The 23,273-nt window shown below is 66.2% G+C and carries 17 protein-coding genes; 6 read left to right on the top strand and 11 right to left on the bottom strand.

Features of this window, described 5'->3' with window-relative positions; translation table 11 throughout:
- Positions 1–33 precede the first annotated feature (33 nt).
- Together pbpC and B5M41_RS23725 are read right to left on the bottom strand one after the other, a co-directional pair.
- Complete coding sequence (gene pbpC, locus B5M41_RS23730) at positions 34–2,118, bottom strand: penicillin-binding protein 1C (protein ID WP_134650868.1); 2,085 nt, start codon at positions 2,116–2,118, stop codon at positions 34–36.
- Positions 2,119–2,132: 14 nt separating this feature from the next.
- Positions 2,133–7,583 carry an alpha-2-macroglobulin family protein gene (locus tag B5M41_RS23725; protein ID WP_134650890.1) on the bottom strand — a complete coding sequence of 1,817 codons (5,451 nt, stop codon included), beginning with the start codon at positions 7,581–7,583 and terminating at the stop codon, positions 2,133–2,135.
- Positions 7,584–8,146: 563 nt separating this feature from the next.
- Here B5M41_RS23725 and B5M41_RS23720 point away from each other — a divergent pair.
- A complete protein-coding gene (locus B5M41_RS23720) occupies positions 8,147–9,313 on the top strand; it encodes a pyridoxal phosphate-dependent aminotransferase (protein WP_134650867.1) in 1,167 nt (388 codons plus the stop codon).
- Positions 9,314–9,319: 6 nt separating this feature from the next.
- On the opposite strand, the gene B5M41_RS23715 is transcribed toward B5M41_RS23720, so the two are convergent.
- A complete protein-coding gene (locus B5M41_RS23715; protein ID WP_134650866.1) occupies positions 9,320–9,847 on the bottom strand; it encodes an AAA family ATPase in 528 nt (175 codons plus the stop codon).
- A 104-nt stretch (positions 9,848–9,951) separates the two neighbouring features.
- Here B5M41_RS23715 and galE point away from each other — a divergent pair, with 104 nt between their 5' ends.
- A complete protein-coding gene (gene galE, locus B5M41_RS23710) occupies positions 9,952–10,944 on the top strand; it encodes a UDP-glucose 4-epimerase GalE (protein ID WP_134650865.1) in 993 nt (330 codons plus the stop codon).
- An 11-nt stretch (positions 10,945–10,955) separates the two neighbouring features.
- On the opposite strand, the gene B5M41_RS23705 is transcribed toward galE, so the two are convergent.
- The 8 genes from B5M41_RS23705 to B5M41_RS23670 form a co-directional block, all read right to left on the bottom strand.
- Positions 10,956–11,255 carry a chorismate mutase family protein gene (locus B5M41_RS23705; protein ID WP_134650864.1) on the bottom strand — a complete coding sequence of 100 codons (300 nt, stop codon included), beginning with the start codon at positions 11,253–11,255 and terminating at the stop codon, positions 10,956–10,958.
- A gap of 324 nt (positions 11,256–11,579) precedes the next feature.
- Positions 11,580–12,584 (bottom strand): cytochrome d ubiquinol oxidase subunit II, encoded by a 1,005-nt coding sequence (gene cydB, locus B5M41_RS23700; protein ID WP_134650863.1) that lies wholly within the window; start codon positions 12,582–12,584, stop codon positions 11,580–11,582.
- Positions 12,574–13,992: a cytochrome ubiquinol oxidase subunit I gene (locus B5M41_RS23695; RefSeq protein ID WP_134650862.1), complete on the bottom strand. Its 1,419-nt coding sequence runs from the start codon at positions 13,990–13,992 to the stop codon at positions 12,574–12,576. Before B5M41_RS23695 ends, cydB begins: the two co-directional genes overlap by 11 nt.
- Positions 13,993–14,225: 233 nt before the next feature.
- Entirely contained in the window at positions 14,226–15,395 is a 1,170-nt protein-coding gene (locus tag B5M41_RS23690) for a M20 aminoacylase family protein (RefSeq protein WP_134650861.1), read from the bottom strand.
- 13 nt (positions 15,396–15,408) lie between these two features.
- Complete coding sequence (locus B5M41_RS23685) at positions 15,409–16,227, bottom strand: ABC transporter permease (RefSeq protein ID WP_134650860.1); 819 nt, start codon at positions 16,225–16,227, stop codon at positions 15,409–15,411.
- Complete coding sequence (locus B5M41_RS23680; RefSeq protein WP_134650859.1) at positions 16,224–16,955, bottom strand: ABC transporter permease; 732 nt, start codon at positions 16,953–16,955, stop codon at positions 16,224–16,226. Before B5M41_RS23680 ends, B5M41_RS23685 begins: the two co-directional genes overlap by 4 nt.
- Positions 16,956–17,025: 70 nt before the next feature.
- A complete protein-coding gene (locus tag B5M41_RS23675) occupies positions 17,026–17,808 on the bottom strand; it encodes a transporter substrate-binding domain-containing protein (RefSeq protein WP_134650858.1) in 783 nt (260 codons plus the stop codon).
- Positions 17,809–17,836: 28 nt separating this feature from the next.
- Positions 17,837–18,610 (bottom strand): ABC transporter ATP-binding protein, encoded by a 774-nt coding sequence (locus B5M41_RS23670; RefSeq protein ID WP_134650857.1) that lies wholly within the window; start codon positions 18,608–18,610, stop codon positions 17,837–17,839.
- 213 nt (positions 18,611–18,823) lie between these two features.
- Between B5M41_RS23670 and B5M41_RS23665 the strand changes: the two genes are divergently transcribed.
- The 4 genes from B5M41_RS23665 to B5M41_RS23650 all read left to right on the top strand — a co-directional run bounded on the left by B5M41_RS23665 (position 18,824) and on the right by B5M41_RS23650 (position 23,247).
- Positions 18,824–19,702 carry a dimethylarginine dimethylaminohydrolase family protein gene (locus B5M41_RS23665; RefSeq protein ID WP_134650856.1) on the top strand — a complete coding sequence of 293 codons (879 nt, stop codon included), beginning with the start codon at positions 18,824–18,826 and terminating at the stop codon, positions 19,700–19,702.
- An 87-nt stretch (positions 19,703–19,789) separates the two neighbouring features.
- Positions 19,790–20,425, top strand: a complete 636-nt coding sequence (locus B5M41_RS23660; protein ID WP_134650855.1) for a TetR family transcriptional regulator C-terminal domain-containing protein — start codon at positions 19,790–19,792, stop codon at positions 20,423–20,425.
- A 27-nt stretch (positions 20,426–20,452) separates the two neighbouring features.
- Positions 20,453–21,643, top strand: coding sequence for a pyridoxal phosphate-dependent aminotransferase (locus tag B5M41_RS23655; protein ID WP_134650854.1), 1,191 nt, complete (start codon positions 20,453–20,455; stop codon positions 21,641–21,643).
- Positions 21,640–23,247 carry a 5-guanidino-2-oxopentanoate decarboxylase gene (locus B5M41_RS23650; RefSeq protein ID WP_134650853.1) on the top strand — a complete coding sequence of 536 codons (1,608 nt, stop codon included), beginning with the start codon at positions 21,640–21,642 and terminating at the stop codon, positions 23,245–23,247. Before B5M41_RS23655 ends, B5M41_RS23650 begins: the two co-directional genes overlap by 4 nt.
- Positions 23,248–23,273: the final 26 nt, after the last annotated feature.

Raw genomic sequence — 23,273 nt, 5'->3', positions numbered from 1 at the left:
CACCGGAAATGCTCTAAGTGATGCGCCACATCGTCACTCGATGAACACCCGCACGCTCGCCGCGCGGCCGGCCGCGTCTATGACTGTCAGGGTCGAGAAGCCGGCGCCTTCGGGCATCCATTGCGTCGTGCGGCGGCGGGCGGCGTCGGGGAGGACCTTGCCGTTGGCGAGCCAGCGGAAGGGCGCGCGGCCGCCCTGGAGTTTCAGCACGAGCGGGGCGATGTCGGCGCCCGTCGTGGCGCCGAGTTCGACATGCGCGCCTTCCGGCGGATAGACGATCTGCGGGGCCGGCTCGCGCGCCACGGTCGCGACGAGGCCGTTTGCCGTCGTCGAGAAACGGCGCAGGCTCGCGGGAAGCTCGGACTGGGCGATGCGCACCGCGCCGGAGGGCGCGCGCGGCAGGGGCGTGATGGCAAGGCCCGAGCGGGAAAAGGCCTCGAAGAGGATGGGCGCCGCAGCGCCGTAGCCGGTCAGGCCGGGCACCGCGCCGTTGTCGGCCCGGCCGACCCAGACGCCGAGCACATGGCGGCCGTCATAGCCGACGGACCAGGCATCGCGGTAGCCATAGCTCGTGCCGGTCTTGTAGGCGATGCCGAGACGGCGGCTGCCGGCGGGCGGCGTGACGGCCGAAAGCACATCCGAAACCTGCCAGACGGCCACGGGATCGAGCAGCGGATCGCCGTTGATCACCGCGGCCTCGCCGGTGATGCCGTCGCCGAGCTGCACGGGCATGCCGCGGTTGGCCAGCGCCGCGTAGAGCTGCGTGAGATCGCGCAGCGTGATGCCGAGGCCGCCCAGGCCGATGGCAAGCCCCGGCGTCTCGCCCGGCGGCAGGACCGGCCGCACCTCGGCGCGCCGGAAACGCACCATCATGCGCGTCGGACCGACCGCCTCGAGCAGGCGGACGGCCGGCACATTGAGCGACATCTGCAGCGCCTTGCGCACGCTGACGTCGCCCTGGTAGGTCATGTCGAAATTGCGCGGGCGATAGCCGGAAAAATCGGAGGGGCGGTCCTCGACGATGGTTTCCTGCGCGACGAGCCCCTCTTCGAAGGCAAGGCCGTAGATGAAGGGCTTGAGGGCCGAGCCCGGCGAGCGGCGGATGCGCGTCATGTCGATCCAGCCGGCGCGGCTGCCATCGAAATAATCCGCCGAGCCCACCTCGCCGAGGATTTCGCCGGTGCGGGCATCGGCCATGACCATGGCGATGGAGACCTTCGGCCCAAGGCGTTCGGCCGCCTCGCGCGCGACGGTCTCCAGGCCGTCCTGCACGGTGCGATCGAGCGTCGTGCGGTGCTCCGTCGCCTTCGGCTCCTTGCGCAAGGCAAGCTCCGACAGGTGCGCGGCGAAGGCGGGAAGCTGGCGGCGTCGGTCCGGCACGGCCTCGCCGCCTGCGCGCTCCGCCTCCCCCTCGCCGATCAGCTCGGACACCGCCATGCGGTCCAGCACGCGGGCGCGTGCCGCTTCGGCCGCGGCGCGATGCCGGTCCGGGCGGCGCTTTTCCGGCAATTGCGGCAGGGCGACGAGCAGCGCGGCTTCGGCGACGGACAGGCGCTTCGGCTCCTTGCCGAACCAGGCGAGGCTTGCCGCGCGCACGCCCTCCAGGTTGCCGCCATAGGGCGCGAGCGTCAGGTAGAGATCCAGGATCTCGGCCTTGGACAGCCGCCGCTCGAGCTGGATGGCGCGCGCCATCTGGCGCAACTTGGCGAGCAGCGAGCGGTTTTCGCGCGGCTCGATCAGGCGCGCGACCTGCATGGAAAGCGTGGAGGCGCCCGAGACGATGCGGCCATTGGTGAGGAACTGCCCGGCCGCGCGCAGCAGGGCCAGCGGATCGACGCCGGAATGCGCGGCGAACCGGCGGTCCTCATAGGCGACGAGCATGCGCAGGAACTGCGGATCGACATCGGCGGCCGTGGTCTTCAGCCGCCAATGCCCCTCGGGCGTGGCGAAGGCGCGCAGCAGGCGGCCGTCCCGGTCGAGCACCTCCTTCGACACGATGCCGGCGACATCGACCGGTGGCGGATAGGCACGGTCCGCATAATCCAGCCCCGCGGCAAGCGCGGCGATTGCCGCCGCCCCGCCGAGGGAGCCGATCAGGAGCTTGCGCCAGAGCGCCATCGGCCCGCCCTCTCCTACTCGGCCTTGACGACCTGCATGCGGCCGGTCGCGGTGCGGGCGGAGTATTGCGGACGGTACATGTCCTCCACCTGTGCAGCCGGCAGGTCATAGGTGCCGGGTGTCACGGCGCGCACGACATAGGCGACCGTCACGTCGCGGTTGTTGCCCTCGCTGCGGTTGAAGGCCGCGACGAAGCGGTCGTAGCGGAACTCCGTATGCGCCGTCTCGGTCTCGCCGAGCCAGTCGAAATTGGCGAGCTTCGCACTGTCGACCAGGCTCGGATTGTCGATCTCGAAACCCGCCGGCAGCAGGTCCGTGATGATGATGCGCGATGCCCAGTCGTTGTGCTCGGTCACCTTGAGCACGACGACGTAGCGTTCGTTCTGCCGGGCCTCCGTGATGTTGGCCTCCTCGCCGTCGAGCGTGTAGTAGGTTCGCTCGATGGCGAAGCCGTCGCCGCCTGCCGGCAGCGGATCGGCCGGGGCCGCCACCGTCGTCAGCATGGCCGAGACCGGCTCGCCGGTGCGGTTGGCGACGGTCAGCGGATTTTCCAGCAGCGACTTGCTCGTCATCTGCGCGGCATAGCCGCCGGCGTGTTCGGCGCCGTTGATTTCGAGCTTCAGGTTCTTGTCGGCGTCCTTCACGGAGCGCGCGGCAAGCAGCATCCAGGTCTGCTCCTGCGTGCTGGTCCAGCGCTTGTTTTCCCACTGCGTGCCGACCTGCTTGACCAGTTCGGGAATGATCGTCGGCACGGGACGGGCTTCGGCGGCCAGCGCCAGGATTGCCGCGCCGTCACGCAGCGACGAACCGTAGTCGCTGCGCGAGAGGCTTGCATTCATGATGCTGTCGCGGGACAGGCCGAGCGCATTGGAGAAGAGCGCCATGGACCGCTGCGCATCGCCGTAGAGGCCGAGCGCACCGGCAAGCTGCGCACGGGCGAGCGGCGAGGTGAACTCGGACAGCTTCGTATCGGCGTAGTAGCGCAGGTCGCTGATCGCGGCCTTGCGGTTGCGGGCGAGCACATAGAGCGCATAGGCGATCTCGCTGCCCTGGTTGGAGACATTGACGTCATAGGACAGCGCGTTCTGCAGGTTGGAGAGCGCCTGCAGCATGGCCTGTTCCGGCACGTCGAACTTCTGTTCGCGGGCCCGCGTCAGGAAGTCGGTGACGAAGGCATCGAGCCACAGGTCGCCATAGCCCGGCGACCACAGGCCGAAGCTGCCCGAGGAGGACTGGTTGGCGAGCACGCGGTAGATCGCCTCCTGCACGCGCTTCTGCGTTTCGGTATCCTCCGGCAGGCCGGACTGCTTGGACAGTTCGCTCAGATAGAGCAGCGGCAGCGCGCGGCTCGTCGTCTGCTCCGTGCAGCCATAGGGGTAGCGATCGAGCGACATCAGCAGGGCCGGAATGTCGAAGGCGGCGGCCCGCGACACGCTGAGGCTGACCGAGGCGCCGCCGAGCTGGCTGTCGGCTAGCAGCTGGTCGTCGATGGTCAGGCTGCCATTGGCGGCGATCTCGATGGGCCGGCGCGTGGTAATCGGCATGGCCGCCGGACGCACGGGCACGTTCAGCGCCTGCTCGAGCGACAGGCCGTTGCCGTCGGTGAGCGTCACGGTGACGAGGCCATCGCCGATCTCGCCGCCAATGAGCGGCAGGGTGAGCGCGGTCTTGGCGCCGGGTTCCAGCGTCAACGTCTGGCCCGCACCGGTCTGCTCGACCATGACGGAGGCGTTGTGCGTGATCGCGACCTTGTAGTCGCCGGCCGGCGCATCGGTGTTGACGATGTCGAGCCTCAGGTCCGAACGGTCCCCGGGTGCGAGGAACTTCGGCAGGCTCGCCGTCACCACGATCGGATCGCGGATGACGACGTCCTTGGACGCGCTGCCGACACCGGTCTTCGTCCAGGCGACGGCCATGATGCGGGCCGTGCCGTTGAACTGCGGAATGTCGAAGCTGACCTTGACGTTGCCGTCCGCATCGAGCTTTACGGGACCTGCGAAGAAGGCCACGAGCTTTTCCGTCGGCGGGTTGCCCTGAAGGGCGCCCTCGCCGCCGTCGCCGCCGGTGCGCAGGCGCCCGGTGGCGCCGAGCGAACCGTCGATCAGGCGGCCATAGAGGTCGCGGATTTCCATGCCGAGGCGGCGCTGGCCGAAATACCAGCCAGCCGGATCGGGCGCTTCGTAGCGCGTGAGGTTGAGGATGCCGACATCGACGGCGGCGACCGTGACATAGGCCTCTTCATCCGCACCGGCACCGGCGACCTTCAGCGAAATGTCGAGCGGCTGGCGCGGCAGCGTCTTTTCCGGCACGTCGAGCGAGACGTCGAGCTTGCGATCGGCCGGATCGACCTTCAGCCAGGTGACGCCGATGGCGCGCATGGGCATGCGGCTTTCCTGGTCGGAGCCTGGACGGAAGAGCGTTGCGGTGATGTAGGAGCCCGGCCCCCACGCCTCGGTGACGGGGATGTCCACCTCGCCGCCCTCGGCGCCGATTTCCGCGGTCTGCGTGGAAATCAGGCTTTCGGCCCCCACGGTGATGAGAAGCTGGCCGGCATGGCGCGGCGAGACTTTCAGCTTGGCCGTGTCCCCGACCGCATAATTTTCCTTGTCGAGCGAAATTTCCAGCGCGTCGGGCGTTTCCGTCGACGTGGCGGCGACATACCAGCCGGCATCGAACTCCACGCTCGTCGCCGGGCCATCCGGCTCGGGGCTTTCTACTTCCAGGCGATAGCGGCCCCAGGTGACCGGCACGGAAATCCTGCCGCCGTCGGCGGCGACATCGAGCGTGCCGTTGGCGATCTGCTTCGTCGAGAGAACGGGCTCGTAGCGCCACGAGCTGCCATCGCGGTACCACTGGTAATCCCGTTCGACGGACAGCAGCTTCCAGGGCAGGCCCTGCATCGCTTCGCGGGTGCCCTCCGGCGTCACCGCCACGACGGTGAAGTTCGCGACGCTGTTTTCCGAAAGCTCGCCCTGGAATTCCGGCTTCACGCCGATCATCGGGCCGGACGCCTTGACCGGCAGGGTGAGGCTGCGCTCGACGGCGCGGCCGCCGGCTTCGTTCATGCGCAGCGTCACGAGCGCTTCGAGGCGCTGGGTGGTCGAGGGCAGGTCGTTGACGAGCACGTCGAACGTCGTCTGTCCCGCCTCGTCGAGCACGCCGAGCCCTTCGAGCGGAATGCGGCTTTCCTCGATCGCCTCTTCATCCGCAAGGCCGAAGACATAGCCGGGATAGGCCGGGTCCTCGCGGGTCGGCTTCAGCGCGACATCGCCCTCGATTTCCAGGCCTGCGCCGGGCGCGCCATAGAGGTAACGGCCTTCGACGGAGACGGGCGCGGCAATGCCGGCCTCGATTTCCTTGGCCTCGCTCGTCATGTCGAATTCGATACGATCGGGCACGAAGTCGTCGACGAGGAACTGCTTTTCGGCAATCGCCGTGCCCTTGGGGTCGGTGAAGACCTGCATGGTCCAGGTGCCGCGCATGCTGTTGGCCTGGAGCGCCAGATCGATGGCATGGCCACCGAGAGCCGCGCCGTCGGAGACCATGCGGCGGTCTTCCACCCCGTCCGGACGGTTGAAGACGAAGGTCAGCGGCAGTTTCTCGACGGCGTTCGCCTCGATGTCGCGGGCAAGCGCGGAGGCGTGCACCGTCTCGCCGGCACGGTAGATGCCGCGCTCGGTCCAGGCCAGCACGTCAATGGCGCCCGGAGCGGGGCGGCCGGTCACGCCACGGTCCGACAGGTCGAAGCCGGCGCGCGTCATGTCGAGGAAGACGAAGTCGTCCTCACCCTTCCTGGCGAAGATGACAGCGGGCGTGTTGGCCGCCGTGCCGCGCATCAGGCCGGCGGTGAAGGTGGCGCGACCGTCGCTGTCCGTCGTTGCCGTGCCGAGGATCTCGTTGTTCTTGGCGATCAGTTGCAGTTCGACGCCTTCCAGCGGGCCTGCACTGTCGAGCGAGCGGGCGAAGACGTTGAGGCCGTCGGTGCCGGCATAGGTCGTCAGGCCGACATCGGAAATGACGAACCACTGGGTGGCCTTCGCATCCCATTCGTTGCTGCGGCCGTTGGAGGCGGCGGCGGTCAGCACATAGACGCCCGGCTTGCGCTCAGGCAGCGCCTCGTCGACCGGGAAGCTGGTGACGACGTCCTTGTTGAGCTCCGGCGAGATATCGATCTTGCCCTGCCAGACGAGTTCGCCGCTCTGGCTCTCGATGTTGCTGGCGGAATAGCCGTCGAGCTGGGTGAGGAAGCGGCTTTCGGCAAGCAGGCCGGCAATGGCGCGGTCACCGACGCGGTAGAGCTTCAGGTCGGCGCTGTCGGTGTTGACCGAAACGATCGGAATGCCGCGGCGCACGCTGCCGGGCAGCACGAAACCGTCGCCGGTGAAGCGCACCATGGCGGCGCGGTCCTGCACGTAGATGTCGAGATCGACGGCCGCGGCCAGCGGCTCGTCCACGGCGGACGGCAGGCCCGGGCGGAACGCGATCTTGTAGCGCTGGCCGTGCGTGAGGCCCTCGATGCAGATCTGCCGGTCCTTGGCTTCGACGGCCTTGGGTGCCGCGCCGTCGAGCGTGACGAAGGAGGCATAGTCCGCGCCGGACTTGACCAGCGGTTCGGAGAACTCGACGCAGGCGCGCGGCGTCGCGCTGTCGGAATCGATCGTGTGGTTGACCACGCGGAAGCCCTGGCGCGCGCGCAGGCCGAGATAGGCCGAACGGATCGCCACGTCGTCCTTCAGGTCGAGGCTCGCCTTGTAGGCGTTGATGCCGGCGCGGTAGCTGCCGGATTTGTCGAGCGTGTCGGCGAGCACGGCCAGCGCGCGGGCGCGCGTCTCCGTCGTGCGCGAGAGCTGGTAGGCGTTGATCGCCGCAAGCGCGCCCTGCCCCGCGAGGTAGCTGTTGTTGTTGGCGCGGCCCATGGATTCGGCGGTTTCGATCCACAGGAAGAAATCATCCGGGGCGAGCGACAGCGCGCCCTTGTAGGCGGCCAGCGCCTCGTCGAAACGGCTCGACGCCGTCTCGATGCGGCCGAGCGAGGCCAGGCTTTCGGCACCCTGCCCTTCCTGCCCGCTTGCGAGCGCGAGATTGTCGCGGAACGCGCGGGCGTCGGCCGCCATATATTCGCTGATGAAGGAAAGGGCCGGCGGCGCGCCGATATCGGCGGCATCGTCGGCCTTGACGATCTTGCCGGCAATGGCGCCCTGGAAGTGGTTGAGCTGATTGAAATCGCTCTTCATGAAGCACCACTTCACCTTGGGATTGTAGGTGAAGGCGCGGCAGGACAGGTCGTCGACGCAAGCCGTCTTGCACTGGTCCAGCGTCACATCCTGCACGGTGCGCAGGTCGAAGCCGAAATAATCGCTGTTTTCCGTCGTCACGATGGTGCGTGTTTCCGCGGCATGGGCCGGGATGGATGGTGACGCTACGGCGGAGAAAAGAAGTGCCGAGAAACCGAAGATTGCGCGCATAGACATCAAGTCCTCCTACCGCTGCCCGTCTCGCTGCCGCCACTGTCGTGGAGCGTGCCCCGGCTTGTCAATCGAAAGACGACGACATCGGGGGCAATCACCCACAGCTCGCACTGAGACCACGAGGAAGACGTTTGGCATGCACACTTCCATCGCCCCGAAAGACGAATTTTTTCACGGCCTGGAATTTTAACCTTTTGTTAACCATATAGGCACAGACTTCACATCACCGACGGACCGGACCCTGTCATACCGCTGTTACAGCGAGCCGATAGACCTGCCGTCAGACACGAAAGTCGTGTTTCGCAACGCCGTGACCACGGATGTACTGGCACTGCGCGAAGCACTTCCCCGGCCCGGCCGGGATGAGGAAGCGAGGGGCCACCCTCGCTTTTTTCATGTCTACGACACGGCGGAAGGGCCCTGCCCCGCGCGGCCGTCCCATCACCGAATTCGATGCATGTGTCAAAGAAACGCGCGTGAATGGTGCTGCAAAACCGGTTAGAGCTTGGTGACCTTGCCCCGAAGGGCACGTCTTGTCGCGATTTTCCGGAGAGATTTGCATGACCATCGCCGAAAGCCTCAGCCCCCGTTCGCTGCGTGCGCCGGAGAGCGGCATCGTCGAAGTCGTGAATTATGCGCGCGGCCGCGAGGGGCTGATCCCGCTCTGGGTGGGCGAAGGGGACCTGCCGACGCCGGATTTCATTGCCCGCGCGGCCTCCGATGCCCTGATGCGCGGCGAGACCTTCTACACCTGGCAGCGCGGCATTCCCGAACTCCGGGCAGCCCTGTCGCGCTATTATGCCCGGCGCTTCGGCATCTCGCTGCCGGCCGAGCACTTCTATGTCGTCGGCTCCGGCATGCAGGCCATCAAGCTCGCCATCGAAGCGCTGGTCTCTCCCGGCGACGACATGGTCTACCTCACGCCGGCCTGGCCGAATTTCGCGGCGGCGGCCGAGCTTTCCGGCGCCAATCCCATCGCGGTGCCGCTCGATTTCGCAAACGGCCGCTGGCAGATCGATCTGGCCCGCGTGGAGGCCGCCATCACGCCGAAAACCCGCGTGCTCTTCATCAACACGCCATCCAATCCGACCGGCTGGACCGCAACGCGCGAGGACCTTTCGGACCTGCTTGCGATGGCCCGCCGCCATGGCCTGTGGATCATGGCCGACGAGATCTACGCGCTCTACCACTATGCCGGCGGCCGCGCGCCCTCCTTCCTCGACGTCATGGAAGAGGGCGACCGCGTCATCTTCGTCAACTCCTTCTCGAAGAACTGGTCGATGACCGGCTGGCGCGTCGGCTGGATCGTCGCGCCACCGGAAATGGGCCAGGTCATCGAGAACCTCGTCCAGTATTCCACCTCGGGCGTGCCGCAATTCCTGCAACAGGGCGCCATTACCGCGCTCGACGAGGGCGATGCCTTCGTGCAGGCCAATATCGACAAGGCGGCGAAGAACCGCGACACCTTCTGCGACGCGCTGATCGCGACCAACCGGGTGGAAACGCTGAAGCCCGACGGGGCGCTCTATGCCTTCCTGAAGATCGACGGCGTCACGGATTCGCGGCGTGCCGCCCTCGATATCGTCGACCGCACCAATGTCGGCCTCGCCCCGGGCACCGCCTTCGGGCCGGGCGGCGAATTGTTCATGCGCGCCTGCTTCCTGCGCGACCCCAAAGACATCCTGGAAGCAGCCGACCGGCTGGCACGGTACATCGCGGCAAGCTGACGGCCCTCACAGCCGGGCAAGCACGAAATCCGCCCGCGCCTCCACCGGAACCTTCGGCAGCACGACCGTTTCGTATCCGAGGCGCGGATAGGCCTGTTCCAGCTGCGCATATTCCTCCAGCGCGGCATCGAAGCCGTGCCGGCGCTCCGCATCCCCGGCATAGATTTCCGGCCATGGCGGCGTGAGGAACACCTTGCGGTGATAGCGGTGGGCAGCGGCTACGCTGTCCAGAACCCGCTCGCCGCCGTGTGCCTCCAGCGCGCAGGCCGCATCGATGAGCCCGCGGTCGAAGAAGACGAGGCCGGGATGGTCCTGCATGCGGGCCCGGTCCGCCAGCGCGAGATCGATGGCACGGCGGGCAAAGGCGGCCATGTCGCGCCACGGCAGGGCGCTGCCGCCCGCCGCCAGTTCCGCCTGCACGATCCGGCGGCCGGGTTCCTCGACCGTGGCATGGCCGCGCCGGCGCAATTCGTCGAGCAGGGTCGATTTTCCGCCGCCGGAGCAGCCGGACAGCACGATGAAGCGATCGGACATGCTGCATCCCTCATATTGGTGTGCCGGCACCGTACAATAAGCGGTTGCGTCTTCCGGGCTGGCAGAGTGATATGCCTGAAATTCAGGCGATTCGGAGATTTTCCATGGCGGTTCTTGTCACAGGCGGCGCGGGCTATATCGGCAGCCATATGGTCTGGGCGCTGGTGGATGCAGGCGAAGACGTCGTGGTGCTGGACCGCCTGTCCACGGGCTTCCGCTGGGCGGTGGCGCCCGAGGCGCGGTTCTACGAGGGCGACATCGCCGATGCCGCGCTGCTCGCCACGATCTTCGCCGAAAACAGCATCGACGCCATCATCCACTTCGCCGGCTCGATCATCGTGCCGGAATCGGTCGCCGATCCGCTCTCCTACTACGAAAACAACACCGTCAAGTCACGCGCCTTGATCGCCGCCGCCGTCGCGGCGAAGGTGCCCTATTTCGTCTTCTCGTCCACGGCCGCCGTCTACGGCACGCCCGACGGCACCGAACCCGTGCTTGAAAGTGCGGCCCTGCGCCCGGAATCGCCCTACGGCTCCTCCAAGCTGATGACGGAGATCATGCTGCGCGACACCGCCGCCGCCCATGACTTCACCTATACGGCGCTGCGCTACTTCAACGTGGCCGGTGCCGATCCGCGTGGCCGCACCGGCCAGTCGACGGCGGGCGCGACGCATCTCATCAAGGTGGCGAGCGAAGCCGCACTCGGCAAGCGCGACGGCATGGATGTCTACGGTACGGACTACCCGACCCCCGACGGCACCTGCATCCGTGACTACATCCACGTCTCCGATCTTGCCAATGCGCATCTGAAGGCCCTGCAGCGCATGCGCGCCGGCGGCGGCTCGATCGTCGCCAATTGCGGCTATGGGCGCGGCTTCTCCGTGCTGGAAGTGCTGGAGCAGGTGAAAGCCGTCTCCGGCAAGGATTTTCCCGTCCGCATCGCCGGCCGCCGCCCGGGCGACGCGGTTCTGATCGTCGCCAATCCTTCGGTCGCGATGAAGGAACTCGGCTGGACGCCGCAATATGACGACCTGCCCTTCATCGTGCGGACCGCGCTCGAATGGGAAGACCATCTGGGCAAGCGCAACCAGCGCTGACCCGCGGCACTTCAGCCCTCGCCGAGTTGCGCCTTCTCATAGGCGATGGCGTGCTCGATGAGTTGTGCCCAGATCTCCTCGTAGAAATCGCCGTCGAGGCCATGGGCCTGCGCGTTGCGGTTGGCATTGTCGCGCACTTCCTTCACGCGCGCCGGGACATCGGCGGGAATGCCAAGGCCCGCCTTGATCTCAGCGGCGCGGCGGATGAAGCTCCAGCGTTCCTCGAAAAGCGCCATCAGGGCTTTGTCGACCCGATCGATGTTTTCCCGGATTTCCGCCATCGTCGTGCAGTCTGCCGCAGTCTTCGCCATTCCGGTCTCCTTCATGAGCACCCGGATAGCAGAGGAACGTTTGGGGGGAAAGGCATCTGTCGGTGACGGGACACAAGGCCACATGCAGGCCCGGGGCGTGAGCGGAAGGAGGGTGCGGTCCTGTCTTCTGCTGGCGGGCCTGCATGCTGGCCGACGCGGAACCTAAAGCGGCAAGCTGGCGTCAGGCTGGAGCGATTGACGTTACGTGAAGTCAGGTTCCGATCGCCAGCTTGATGACGAAACCGACGGCGGTGACCGTCAGGACGCCGGCCATCCACAGCGCCACGAACCACAGCAGTTTGCGGCCGAGCGAGCGTTCCGCCATCAATGATACCCCTCCTCCGGATCGACCTTTCCGCGGAACACCCAGTAGGCATAAACGGTGTAGCCGAGGATCATCGGTACGAGCACCAGCGCGCCGACGATGAGGAAGGCAAGGCTCTCATGCGGTGCCGCCGCCTCCCAGATCGTCAGCGAGGCCGGCACGATATAGGGATAGAAGCTGATGCCGATGCCGGCGAAGCCGAGCACGAAGAGACCGAGCGCCGCCACGAACGGCCAGGCATCGTGCAGGGTCTTCAAGCCGTAGACGAGCAGCGCGAAGCATCCCAGCACGAGTGCGGGCACGAGCACGCTGAAGATGACGGTCGGCCAGCCGAACCACCGCTCGAAATAGAGCGGCTCGGTAAACGGCGTCCAGAGGCTGAAGATGCCCATGGCGGCGAGCGTGCCGATGCCCGCCCGCATGGCATAATGACGGGCGCGGGCGGCGAGATCGCCGCTCGTCTTCATCACCAGCCAGGTGGCGCCGAGCAGCGCATAACCGACAAGCAGCGCGAGGCCCGTCGCGATGGAGAACGGCGTGAGCCAGTCCCACCAGCCGCCGGCATAGGCGCGGTTCTCGACGTCGATGCCCTGCACCAGCGCCCCGAGCGCCACGCCTTGCGTGAACGAGGCGACCATCGAGCCGCCGGCAAAGGCGAAGTCCCACAGGAATTCGCCACGCCGCGTGCGCCAGCGGTATTCGAATGCGACGCCCCGGAAGATCAGACCGAGCAGCATGAGGATGAGCGGCATGTAGAGCGCCGGCAGGATGGTGGCATAGGCCAGCGGAAAGACCGCCATCAGCCCGCCCCCGCCGAGCACGAGCCACGTCTCGTTGCCATCCCACACGGGCGCGACCGAATTCATCATGACGTCGCGGTCATGCTTTTCCTTGAAGAAGGGAAACAGGATGCCGACCCCGAGGTCGAAACCGTCGAGAATGACATAGGCAAGCACCGCGAAGGCGATGATCGCCGCCCAGAGGAAGGGAAGGTCAAGCGCCATGGTGCTGGCTCCCGGGTTTGGTGGCAATGGCAGGGGCCGGCGTGATGCCGGCGGAGCGTATCGGCCCCTCCCCGAGGTCTGGCATCGGATCGCGCGGCAGGCGGCCCATCAGGCGCAGGATATAGAAGGTGCCGGCACCGAAGATCAGGAAATAGACCACGATGAAGGCGATCAGCGATGTCGCGACGGCGGGTGCCGCGATGGGCGCCACCGACTGCGAGGTCAGCAGATGGCCATAGACGGTATAGGGTTGCCGGCCGACCTCGGTCGTCACCCAGCCGGCGAGCACGGCGACGAAGCCGGCCGGTCCCATCAAAACGGCGGCGCGGTGCAGCCAGCGGTTCTCGCCAAGCGTGCCGCGCCAGCGACACCACAGCGACCAGAGGCCGAGGCCGAGCATGGCGAAACCGATCCCCACCATGATCCGGAAGGCCCAGAAAACGATGCCGACCGGCGGATGAAGCTCGCGCGGCACCGTATCGAGGCCGGCAAGCGGCGCGTTCAGGTCATGCTTGAGAATGAGGCTCGACAGTTTGGGGATTTCGACGGCGTAATCCACCCGCTGCTCGGCGGAATTCGGAATGCCGAACAGGATGAGCGGCGCGCCGTCGGGATGGCTCTGGTAATGCCCTTCCATCGCCATGACCTTGGCAGGCTGGTGCTCGAGCGTGTTGAGGCCGTGCATGTCGCCGGCAAAGATCTGGATCGGCGCGACGATCGCCGCCATCCACATGGCCATGGAGAACATCTTGCGGGCGCGCTTGGGGGCGTCGCCACGCAGCAGGTGAAAGGCGCCGACGCCGCCGACCACGAGGGCCGTCGTCAGGTAGGCGGCCAGCACCATGTGCACCAGCCGGTAGGGGAAGGAAGGATTGAAGATCACCGCCCACCAGTCGACAGGCACGAACTGGCCGGCGTCGTTGACGGAAAAGCCCGCAGGCGTCTGCATCCAGGAATTGGCCGCGAGAATCCATGTCGCCGAGATCAGCGTGCCGACGGCGACCATGAGCGTGGCGAAGAAATGCAGCTTCGGACCGACGCGATTGAGCCCGAACAGCATGATGCCGAGGAAGCCTGCCTCCAGGAAGAAGGCCGTCAGCACCTCATAGCCCATCAGCGGCCCGATGACGGGGCCGGCCTTGTCGGAGAAGACGCTCCAGTTCGTGCCGAACTGATAGGACATGACGATGCCGGACACGACGCCCATGCCGAAGGCGAGCGCAAAGATCGTCTTCCAGAAATTGAAGAGCGCGAAATAGACCTCGTCCTTCGTCCAGAGCCACAACCCTTCCAGCACGGCCAGGTAGCTTGCAAGCCCGATGGAGAACGCCGGGAAGATGATGTGGAAGGACACCGTGAAGGCAAACTGAAACCGTGCAAGCAGCGTTGCGTCCAGGGATTCAAACATCGGGCCGGCCTTTCTGAAGACGTCGCAACGCTTCGGGCGCTGCGTCTCTTCAAGGATGTTCCCCTGCCTGGCAAAGGTCAATTCCGCCCGCCTGCCCGCATTGCCGCACCGCGACAATCACACGCGTGCGGCATTTCGCACCGCCACGAACCCTTCCTTCAAACGCACGAAGTGCCAAATGTTTCCGTAAGGTGCTACGAACGTTGCAGGCCGATCGGCCGGGGATTACCTGATCACGCCGGGCGAAGATAATGCTCCGCCAGTTCCGTCCAGAAGGCGGCGCCGACGGGCAGCAGGTCGTCGTTGAAGTTATAGGCGGGATGGTGGAGCGAATGGTCGTTCTCGCCGCTCTTGCCGCCGAGGAAGAAATAGGTGCCCGGGCGTTCCTTCAGCATATAGGCGAAATCCTCGCTGCCCATGAAGGGGCGCTCGAGATCGACGACCTTGTCGGCGCCGGCAAAGCGGATGGCAAGGTTCCGCACCAGATCCGTCTCCGCCTTGTGGTTGATGGTCGCATCGTAGAAGCGCTGGTAATTCACCGTCGCCGTCATGCCGTAGCTTTCCGCCTGCCCACCGGCGACGAGACGGATGCGGCGCTCAAGCTCGTCGCGCACATCGGCATCGAAGGAGCGGATGCCGACCACGATCTCGGCGCGGCTGGGAATGATGTTGCTTGCCGAACCCGAATGGAACGAACCGACCGTGACCACCGTCGGATCGATCGGGTGGATGTTGCGCGACACGATGGTCTGGAGCGCCATGACGATGGAGGCGCCGCAGACGATGGGATCGAGCGTTTCCTGCGGTTCCGCGCCGTGGCCGCCGCGCCCGTTGACGGTGATGCGCGCCTCGTCCACCGCCGCCATGATCGGGCCTTCGCGCAGCGCGAACTGGCCGAAGGGAAGGCCCGGTTCGTTGTGAAGGGCAAAGACAGCATCGCAGGGGAAGCGGTCGAACAGCCCCTCTTCCACCATGATCTTCGCGCCGCCGAAATTCTCCTCTGCCGGCTGGAAGATGAGATGCACGGTGCCGTCGAAATTGCGCCGCTCGGCAATGGCCTTCGCCGCGCCGAGCAACATGGCCGTGTGGCCGTCGTGCCCGCAGGCATGCATCTTACCCGGCGTCTTGCTGGCATAGGGAAGGCCGGTTTCCTCCAGGATCGGCAGGGCGTCGATATCGGCGCGAATGCCGATCGACTTGCGGCTCGTGCCGTTGGTGAGCGTTGCCACGAGGCCCGTCCTGGCGATGCCGCGCGACACCGTGTAACCGTAGCTTTCGAGATGGCGCGCGATCACATCGGAGGTACGCACCTCCTCCAGGCCGAGTTCGGGATGCTCGTGCAGGTCGCGGCGAATGGCCACCATTTCGGGCATGTTGTTGATGAGCGTCGTATGGATCGTCATGTCGTCACCGGTATCAGGCGCCCCGTGTCGGGATCCTGCTTTCGAAATAGCGGAAGCCCACCACGAGAAGCGCGGTCAGGCAGAGATAGATGAGCGCCAGGAGCAGCAGAGGCTCGTAGGTGATGTAGGTCTCCTGCCGCACCTTGGAGACGACGGCATAGACGTCGATCACGGTGATCGTCGCAACGAGCGGCGTCGCCTTCAATTGCAGCACCGTCTCGCCGTTCAGCGTCGGCAGGGCGCGATGGATGGCGCGCGGCAGCCAGATGCGGCGGAAGACGGTAAAGGGGCTCATGCCATAGGCGCGCGCGGCTTCCAGCTCGCCGGGCGGCACGCCGGCAAAGGCGCCGCGCATCACCTCGCCCTCATAGGCGGCGAAGGAGATGGTGAGGGCTGCCACCCCATAGGGCCATGCCTCGCGCAGATAGGGCCAGAGGAAGGAATTGCGGATTTCCGGAAACTGCGGGAAGAGCGAGCCGAGGCCGTAATAGAGCAGCCACAGTTGCAGCAGCAGCGGCGTGCCACGGACGATGGTACAGAACCCCTTCGCCAGCATCTTCAGCGGCCACGGCCCGGTGACCTGCACGAGGCCGATCGGCACCGCGAGCAGGAAGCCGAGGATCGACGTCACGAACAGCAGCATGAGCGTGACGCCGACGCCATGGACGAGACGGCCGGAATATTTCGGCACCCAGTCCCAGCGCATGAACCAGACGATGCAGAAGACGAGCACGGCGGCGATCGCCATCAGCACGATGCGGTGCGGCTTGAAGAAGCTCTGCCTGGTCGGCAGTTCGGTCAGCGCCATGGCGGCGACGGTCGGATCGCTCATCGCACGGTCTCCGGCATGCCGCGCCGGTAATGGCGCTCGATGAAGCCGATCAGCACGTTCGAAACCAGCGTGATCATCAGATAAAGCGCCCCTGCCGCGCAGAAGAAGAGCAGATAGGCCTTGGTGCTGCCCGCCGCCTGGCGGGTCACCAGCGTCAGCTCGCTGAAGCCCACGACGGCCAGAAGTGCCGTATCCTTGGTGGCGATCAGCCACAGATTGGAGAGGCCGGGAATGGCGTGCGGCAGCATGGCCGGCAGGGTGATGCGCCGCATGATCTGCAAGGGCGACATGCCGTAGGCGCGCGCGGCCTCGATCTGCCCGGCCGGCACCGCCTTGATGGCCCCGCGCAGCACCTCCGTCGAATAGGCGCCCTGCACGACGCCGATGACGAAGATGCCGGCAGCAAGGCCGCTGATATCGACGGGCCCCCAGCCGGCGGCGCTCGACAGCCGGTTCAGCACATCCGTGCCGGCATAATAGAGAATGAGGATCAGCACGAGCTCCGGCACCGCGCGCACCAGCGTGGTGTAGACCTCCAGCAGGTCCCTGGTGACGGGGCCGCCGTAGAGCTTGCCCATCGCGCCGCCCGTGCCGAGCACCAGCCCGAGCGCATAGCCGCCGATGGCGATCTGCACGGACTGCCACAGACCTCCCAGAAGCACGCCGCCCCAGCCGGGCGGGTCAAGCGCAAGCAGGCTCCAGTTGATCAGCGATCCGGCATCGGCCATGGGGTCACGTATCCGTTCGGGTAGGAATCGCGGCGGTGCCGGGCACCGCCGCGGTGGTCATCGGAAACGATCAGCCCCCGTAAACGTCGAAATCGAAATACTTCTTGGTGATCTCGTCATAGGTGCCGTTGGCGCGGATGGCCTTGATCGCGGCGTTGATCTTTTCCTTCAGCTCCGTCTCGCCCTTGCGCAGGCCGACGCCGACGCCCAGCCCGAGGATTTCAGGGTCGTCCTTGACGTTGCCCTTCAGGTCGCAGCAGGCAGCGCCCTGTTCGGATTTGAGGAAGGCGGACAGCGCGATGGAATCGGCCTGCACCGCATCGATGCGGCCGGCCGCGAGGTCGTTGTTGGCCTCGTCCTGCGTCTGGTATTCCTTCACGGTCGCGCCGTTCTCGCCGAAATACTTGTTGGCATAGACCTGGTGGATGGTGGCGACCTGCACGCCGATGGTTTTGCCCTTCAGTCCCTCCGGCGTCGCTTCGAAGCTTTCGCTCTTCGGGCCGATGACGGCCGTCGGGGTGTTGTAATACTTGTCGGAGAAATCGATCGTCTGGAGGCGTTCGGCGGTGATCGACATCGAGCCGATGATCATGTCGATCTTGTTGGAGGTCAGCGCCGGGATGATGCCGTCCCAGGCGACGGGCGTGATCACGCAGTCGAGCTTGGCTTCGGCACAGATCGCCTTCATGAAATCGACTTCCCAGCCTTCCCAGTTGCCGGAGGCATCCGGCGAGGTGAAGGGCGGGTAAGGCTCGGCGGCGAAGCCGACACGGACCTGCTGGGCCGCAGCGCCCGAAACGGCGGCGATACCGATGGCGGCGGCAAGGGCGATTGTCTTCAAGGCATTCTTCATGATCTTCCCTCTGTTGGTCTTGTGATTTTCAGTGGATGGAGCTGATGAACTTCTTCAGCCGCTCCGATTTCGGCGATCCGAACAGTTCGTCCGGCGGACCCTGTTCCTCGATGACGCCGTTGGCCAGGAAAACGACATGGCTCGCGACGTTGCGGGCAAACTTCATTTCATGCGTGACGAGGATCATCGTGCGCTTTTCCTTGGCGAGATCGCCGATGACGGAAAGCACTTCGCCCACCAGTTCCGGGTCGAGCGCGGAGGTGGGTTCGTCGAACAGCATGACATGGGGCTGGATGGCGAGCGCGCGGGCAATCGCCGCACGCTGCTGCTGGCCACCCGACAGGAAGGCGGGATAGGCATCGCGCTTCTCATGGAGGCCGACGCGGCGCAGCAGCGTCTCGGCGCGGTCGACCGCCTCGTCCTTGCGCACGCCGAGCACATGCACCGGCGCCTCGATGACGTTTTCGAGGATCGTCATGTGCTGCCACAGATTGAAGCTCTGGAACACCATGCCGAGGCGGGAGCGGATGCGCTGCACCTGCTTGCGGTCGGACGGCAGCTGCCCGCCATGGCCGTCCTTCTTCATGGCGATGGTCTCGCCATGGATGGTGACCGAACCGGCGCTCGGCAGTTCCAGCATGTTGATGCAGCGCAGCAGGGTCGACTTGCCCGAGCCCGAGCCGCCGATGATGGCGATGACGTCGCCCTCATGCGCGGTGAGCGATACGCCCTTGAGAACCTCCAGCGGTCCGAAGCGTTTGTGCAGGTCCCTGACCGCGATTGCCTCGGCACGCTCCATCATCGCGCGTTCGCCTCGCGCGCACGGAAAGTCGATGCATGACTCATGCCAATTCCCCTGTTTTTTCAACGTTCCCGCGGGCATCTTCGGCCCGTCGTTTCCTTTGTTAAAGTCATCGTGGCACTTGTTAAGAAATTGTTCAAGCGTATAATAATCGTTACGCCGACTTTTATTCCGGCGCCCGTCCATCGATCCCGTTTCCGCCAGGAGTATTGAATGACCGCCTTCGGTTCGCAGGAAATGTCCGCCCCTCTTCAGCGCGTTCTCATGCGCCGCCCCGGCGCGAGCCTGCGCGCCGCCGATCCTGCCAAATGGCATTACGGGCCGACCTTCGATGGCGAGCGCGCGGTCGCACAATATTCGGCCTTCGCGGAGATGGTGGAACAATCCGGCACCGAAATCATCTGGCTGGAGGACGATGGCGACGGCCTCGCCGACGCGATGTTCACGCACGACCCGTCGCTGATGTCGGATCACGGCGCCATTCTGCTGCGCATGGGCAAGCCGTTGCGTGTCGCCGAAACTGCGCTGCACGAAAAGGCCTATGCCGAACGGCAGATTCCCATCCTCGGCCGCATCACGGGCGATGGCACCGTCGAGGGCGGCGATTGCATCTGGCTCGATGCGAAGACGCTCGTCATCGGCCGCGGCGTGCGCACCAACCAGGAGGGCATCGACCAGATCACGCGCATCCTCGCACCGCATGGCGTGAGCGTGCTCGCCTACGACCTCCCGCTCTGGCAGGGCGAAGAAGCGTGCCTCCACCTGATGAGCGTGATGAGCCCGCTAGCCGACAATCTCGCGCTGGTCTTCGCGCCGCTCCTGCCCGCCGCCTTCTACCAGCTTCTGAAGAAGCGCGGCATAGAGCTCATCGAAGCCCCGGCCGACGAGTTCCATGCCAGCAACGGCCTGTCGCTCAATGTCTTGCCGACGAAGCCCTACGAGGTCATCATGGTCGACGGCTTCCCGGCCACCAGGGCGGCGATGGAAGCCGCCGGCTGCACCGTCCAGACCTTCGAGGCGGACGCGCTCTGCATCGCCTGCGAAGGCGGGCCGACCTGCCTGACGCGGCCGGTGCTGCGCCGGGCGGCCTGAAGCAGATCAGCCAGCGCATTCGGGCGGACGTGTTGTGGACACCGCCCGGGCCGAGAGCCAGAACGAGAGCCAGAACGAGAGGATGACATGGCCCGCCGGACCTTTCATCGCGCCCCCGAGGCCGAGCGCCGCCACGACCTGATCGAGGCGACGCTCGACTGCATCGCGGAATACGGCCTGCAAGGCGCGACGGTCCGGCAGATCGCCATCAAGGCCGGCGTCACCGCCGGCCTGATCCGGCACTATTTCCAGTCGAAGGAGCACATCCTTCAGGAAGCCTATCGCGTCGTCATCGCGCGGCTGACCGAAAAGGCCGAGCGCGTCACCGGCGACGCCGAAACCCGGCTGCGCGACTTCATCGTCATCAACCTGACGGAACCGGTCGCCAACAGCCGCAGCCTTTCGCTCTGGGCCTCGTTCATCAGCCGGGTCAGCGTCGATCCGGAACTGGCGGCAATCCATCGCGAGGGCTATCTGAGCTTCCGCGATGCGCTCGAAACCCTGCTTGCGGACTTTCTGGCGGAGCGCAACGTCGATGCCTCGCCGGAGCGCTGCCGCCGGCTGGCCATCGCCATCAACGGCCTTCTCGACGGCCTCTGGCTGGAGTGCTGCCTTGCCGGCGAACTCTTCGGTGAAAGCGAGCTCGTCGAGATCGCGCTGACATCCATCGAAACGCTGCTCGGGCTGCCGCTGAGACCGGCCGATGCCGGGCCGCGATCCTAGACTCATCATTCCATGCGGAGGACAGCCATGCGCTACGCATCCATCACAGACCGGCTCGCGAATCTCGGCTCCGAGAAATGGGCGATCCATGCGGAGGCACGGCGCATGAAGGCCGAGGGCCGGCCGATCATCGAGCTGACCATCGGCGAGCCGGACGTGCCGCCGGATGCGACGCTTCTGGCAGAGGCGGTGCGCGCCATGCATGCCGGCCGCTACCGCTATTCCAACGGGCGCGGCGAGCCGTCCGTCGTCAGCGCGCTGGTGCGCAAGTACGCCAAGCGCCGGGGCGATGTCACGGAGGAGAACGTGCTCTGCTTTCCCGGCACGCAGACCGCGCTTTTCGCCGTCATGCTGGGCCTCGTCGAGGCCGGCGACGCCGTCCTTGTCGGCGATCCGCTCTATGCGACCTATGAAGGCGTCATCCGCGCGACCGGCGCAGCACAGATCACCGTGCCGCTGCGCCCGGAAAACGGCTTCCACATGAAGGCCGCCGATCTGGAGGCCGCCATCACGCCGCAATGCCGCGCGGTGCTACTCAACACGCCGCACAACCCGACCGGCGCGGTGCTGACAACGGACGAGATTGCCGAGATCGGCGCGGTCTGCCGCAGGCACGACCTGTGGATCGTCTGCGACGAGGTCTATGAACAGCTGATCTTCGGCGCCGCCTTCGCCTCGCCCTTCGACAATCCGGACCTGGCCGAGCGCACCATCGTCGTCTCCTCCATCTCGAAATCCCATGCGGCACCCGGCTTCCGCAGCGGCTGGGCCATCGGCCCGGCAGAATTCTGCACGCGCCTGCTGTCGGTTTCGGAAACCATGCTGTTCGGCGGGCAGCCCTTCATCGCCGACATGACCGCCCATGCGCTGGACAACCCCATCGGCACCGCCGCCACGATGCGCGAGACCTACAAGGCGCGCGCCGCCCGCTTTACCAAGGCCCTGTCACGCGCCCCGGGCCTCGTGCCCCTGCCGCCGGAAGCCGGGATGTTCATCGTCGTCGATGTCTCCGGCACCGGCCTGAGCGGCGAGGACTTCGCCTGGGCGCTGCTGCGCGAGGAGGACGTCGCCGTCATGCCGGGCTCTTCGTTCGGCGAAGAGGCGAAGGGTTTCATCCGCCTCAGCCTCACCGTCCCCGATACCCATATAGACGAGGCCTGCACGCGCATCGCAGCGCTTGCCGCCCGCGCCACAAGCCCGAAGGAGCGCTACGCATGACCACCAAGACCGTCGGCGAAGTTCTGGTCGACCTGCTCGAAGCCAATGGCGTGGATGTCGTGTTCGGCATTCCCGGCGTGCATACGGTGGAGCTCTATCGCGGCCTCGCCGCCTCGAAGATCCGCCACATCACGCCGCGCCACGAACAGGGCGCGGGCTTCATGGCGGACGGCTATGCGCGCGTCTCCGGCAAGCCGGGCGTCGCGCTCGTCATTACCGGCCCGGGCCTCACCAACACGATCACGGCGATGGCGCAGGCACGGCAGGATTCCGTTCCCATGCTGGTGATATCGGGCGTCAACAAGCGGGATTCCCTCGGCCACGGGCGCGGGCTGCTGCATGAACTGCCGGACCAGCAGGGCATGATGAAGACGCTCGCCCTCTATTCGCACACCCTGCTCAATCCCGCCGACCTGCCGCTCGTCGTGGAGCGCGCCTTCGCCGTTCTCCTGTCGGGCCGTCCCGGCCCCGTGCATATCGAAATCCCGACGGACGTGATGGCAAAGCCCATCGAGACCGGCAGTTTCAAGCCGGCGGTCGCGACACGCCCGCGCGCGGACGCCGAAACGCTGCAGCGCGCCGCGATCCTCTGCACCAATGCCTCGCGCCCTGTCATCCTGGCCGGCGGCGGCGCGGTGACGGCGGAAGACGAGATCCGCGACCTTGCAGAGCGCATCGGCGCGCCTGTGGTGACCACCGTCAACGCGCGCGGCATGCTTGCCGGCCACCCGCTGCGCGTGCCGGCCAGCCCCAGCCTCAAGGCCGTGCGCCGCCTGCTTTCGGATGCCGATCTGGTCATCGCCTTCGGCACCGAGTTCGGCCCGACCGATTACGACATCAATGTCGACGGCGGCTTTCCGCGGCTCAAGTCGCTGATCCGCGTCGACATCGACGCCGCCCAGCTCGCCCGCACGCCGCAGATGGGCCTCTCCGTCTTCTCCAGCGCCAAGACGGCCGCTGCGGGCATGCTCGGTTTCCTCGAAGGCCACAAGCCGATCGGCAACGGCAACCAGCGCGCGGAAGCCGCCCGCAAGGGGTCGTGGGGCGAACTGACGGCGAAGATGCAGGCCGAAGTCGGCGTCATCGACGCGATCTGGCGCACGCTGCCCAGGGCGATCATCGTCGGCGACTCGACCCAGGCCGTCTATGCCGGCAACTACTATTGCGATGCGCCGCGGGCCCGCAGCTGGTTCAACGCCGCGACCGGCTACGGTGCGCTGGGCTTTGCGCCGCCCGCCGCAGTGGGCGCCGCGCTCGCCGACCCGGCCGCGCCGATCGTCTGCCTTGTCGGCGACGGCGGGCTGCAATTCTCGCTTTCGGAGATCGGCTCCGCGGTCGATGCCGATGCCCGCGTCATCTTCCTCGTCTGGAACAATGACGGCTATCAGGAGATCGAAAACTACATGATCGAGGCCGGCATCACGCCGGAGGGCGTCAAGCCGTCCGCGCCCGACTTCATCGCCATCGGCACGGCCTACGGCGTGCCCTCGGAACGGCTTGCGGATGTCCGCGACCTGCCGGAGGCACTGGAGCGGGCAGCGGCCCGCAAGGGCCCGAGCCTTGTGGAAATCCACCAGACCAGGACGGCCGGCGCGACGGCCTGACAAACGAAAAGGCCCGGTCTCCCGGG

The sequence above is a fragment of the Shinella sumterensis genome (genome assembly GCF_004514425.2).
In the GTDB taxonomy this organism is placed as follows: domain Bacteria; phylum Pseudomonadota; class Alphaproteobacteria; order Rhizobiales; family Rhizobiaceae; genus Shinella; species Shinella sumterensis.
The sequence above is the reverse complement of the archived record's forward strand: the minus strand, read 5'-3'. Positions and strand labels throughout refer to the sequence as shown.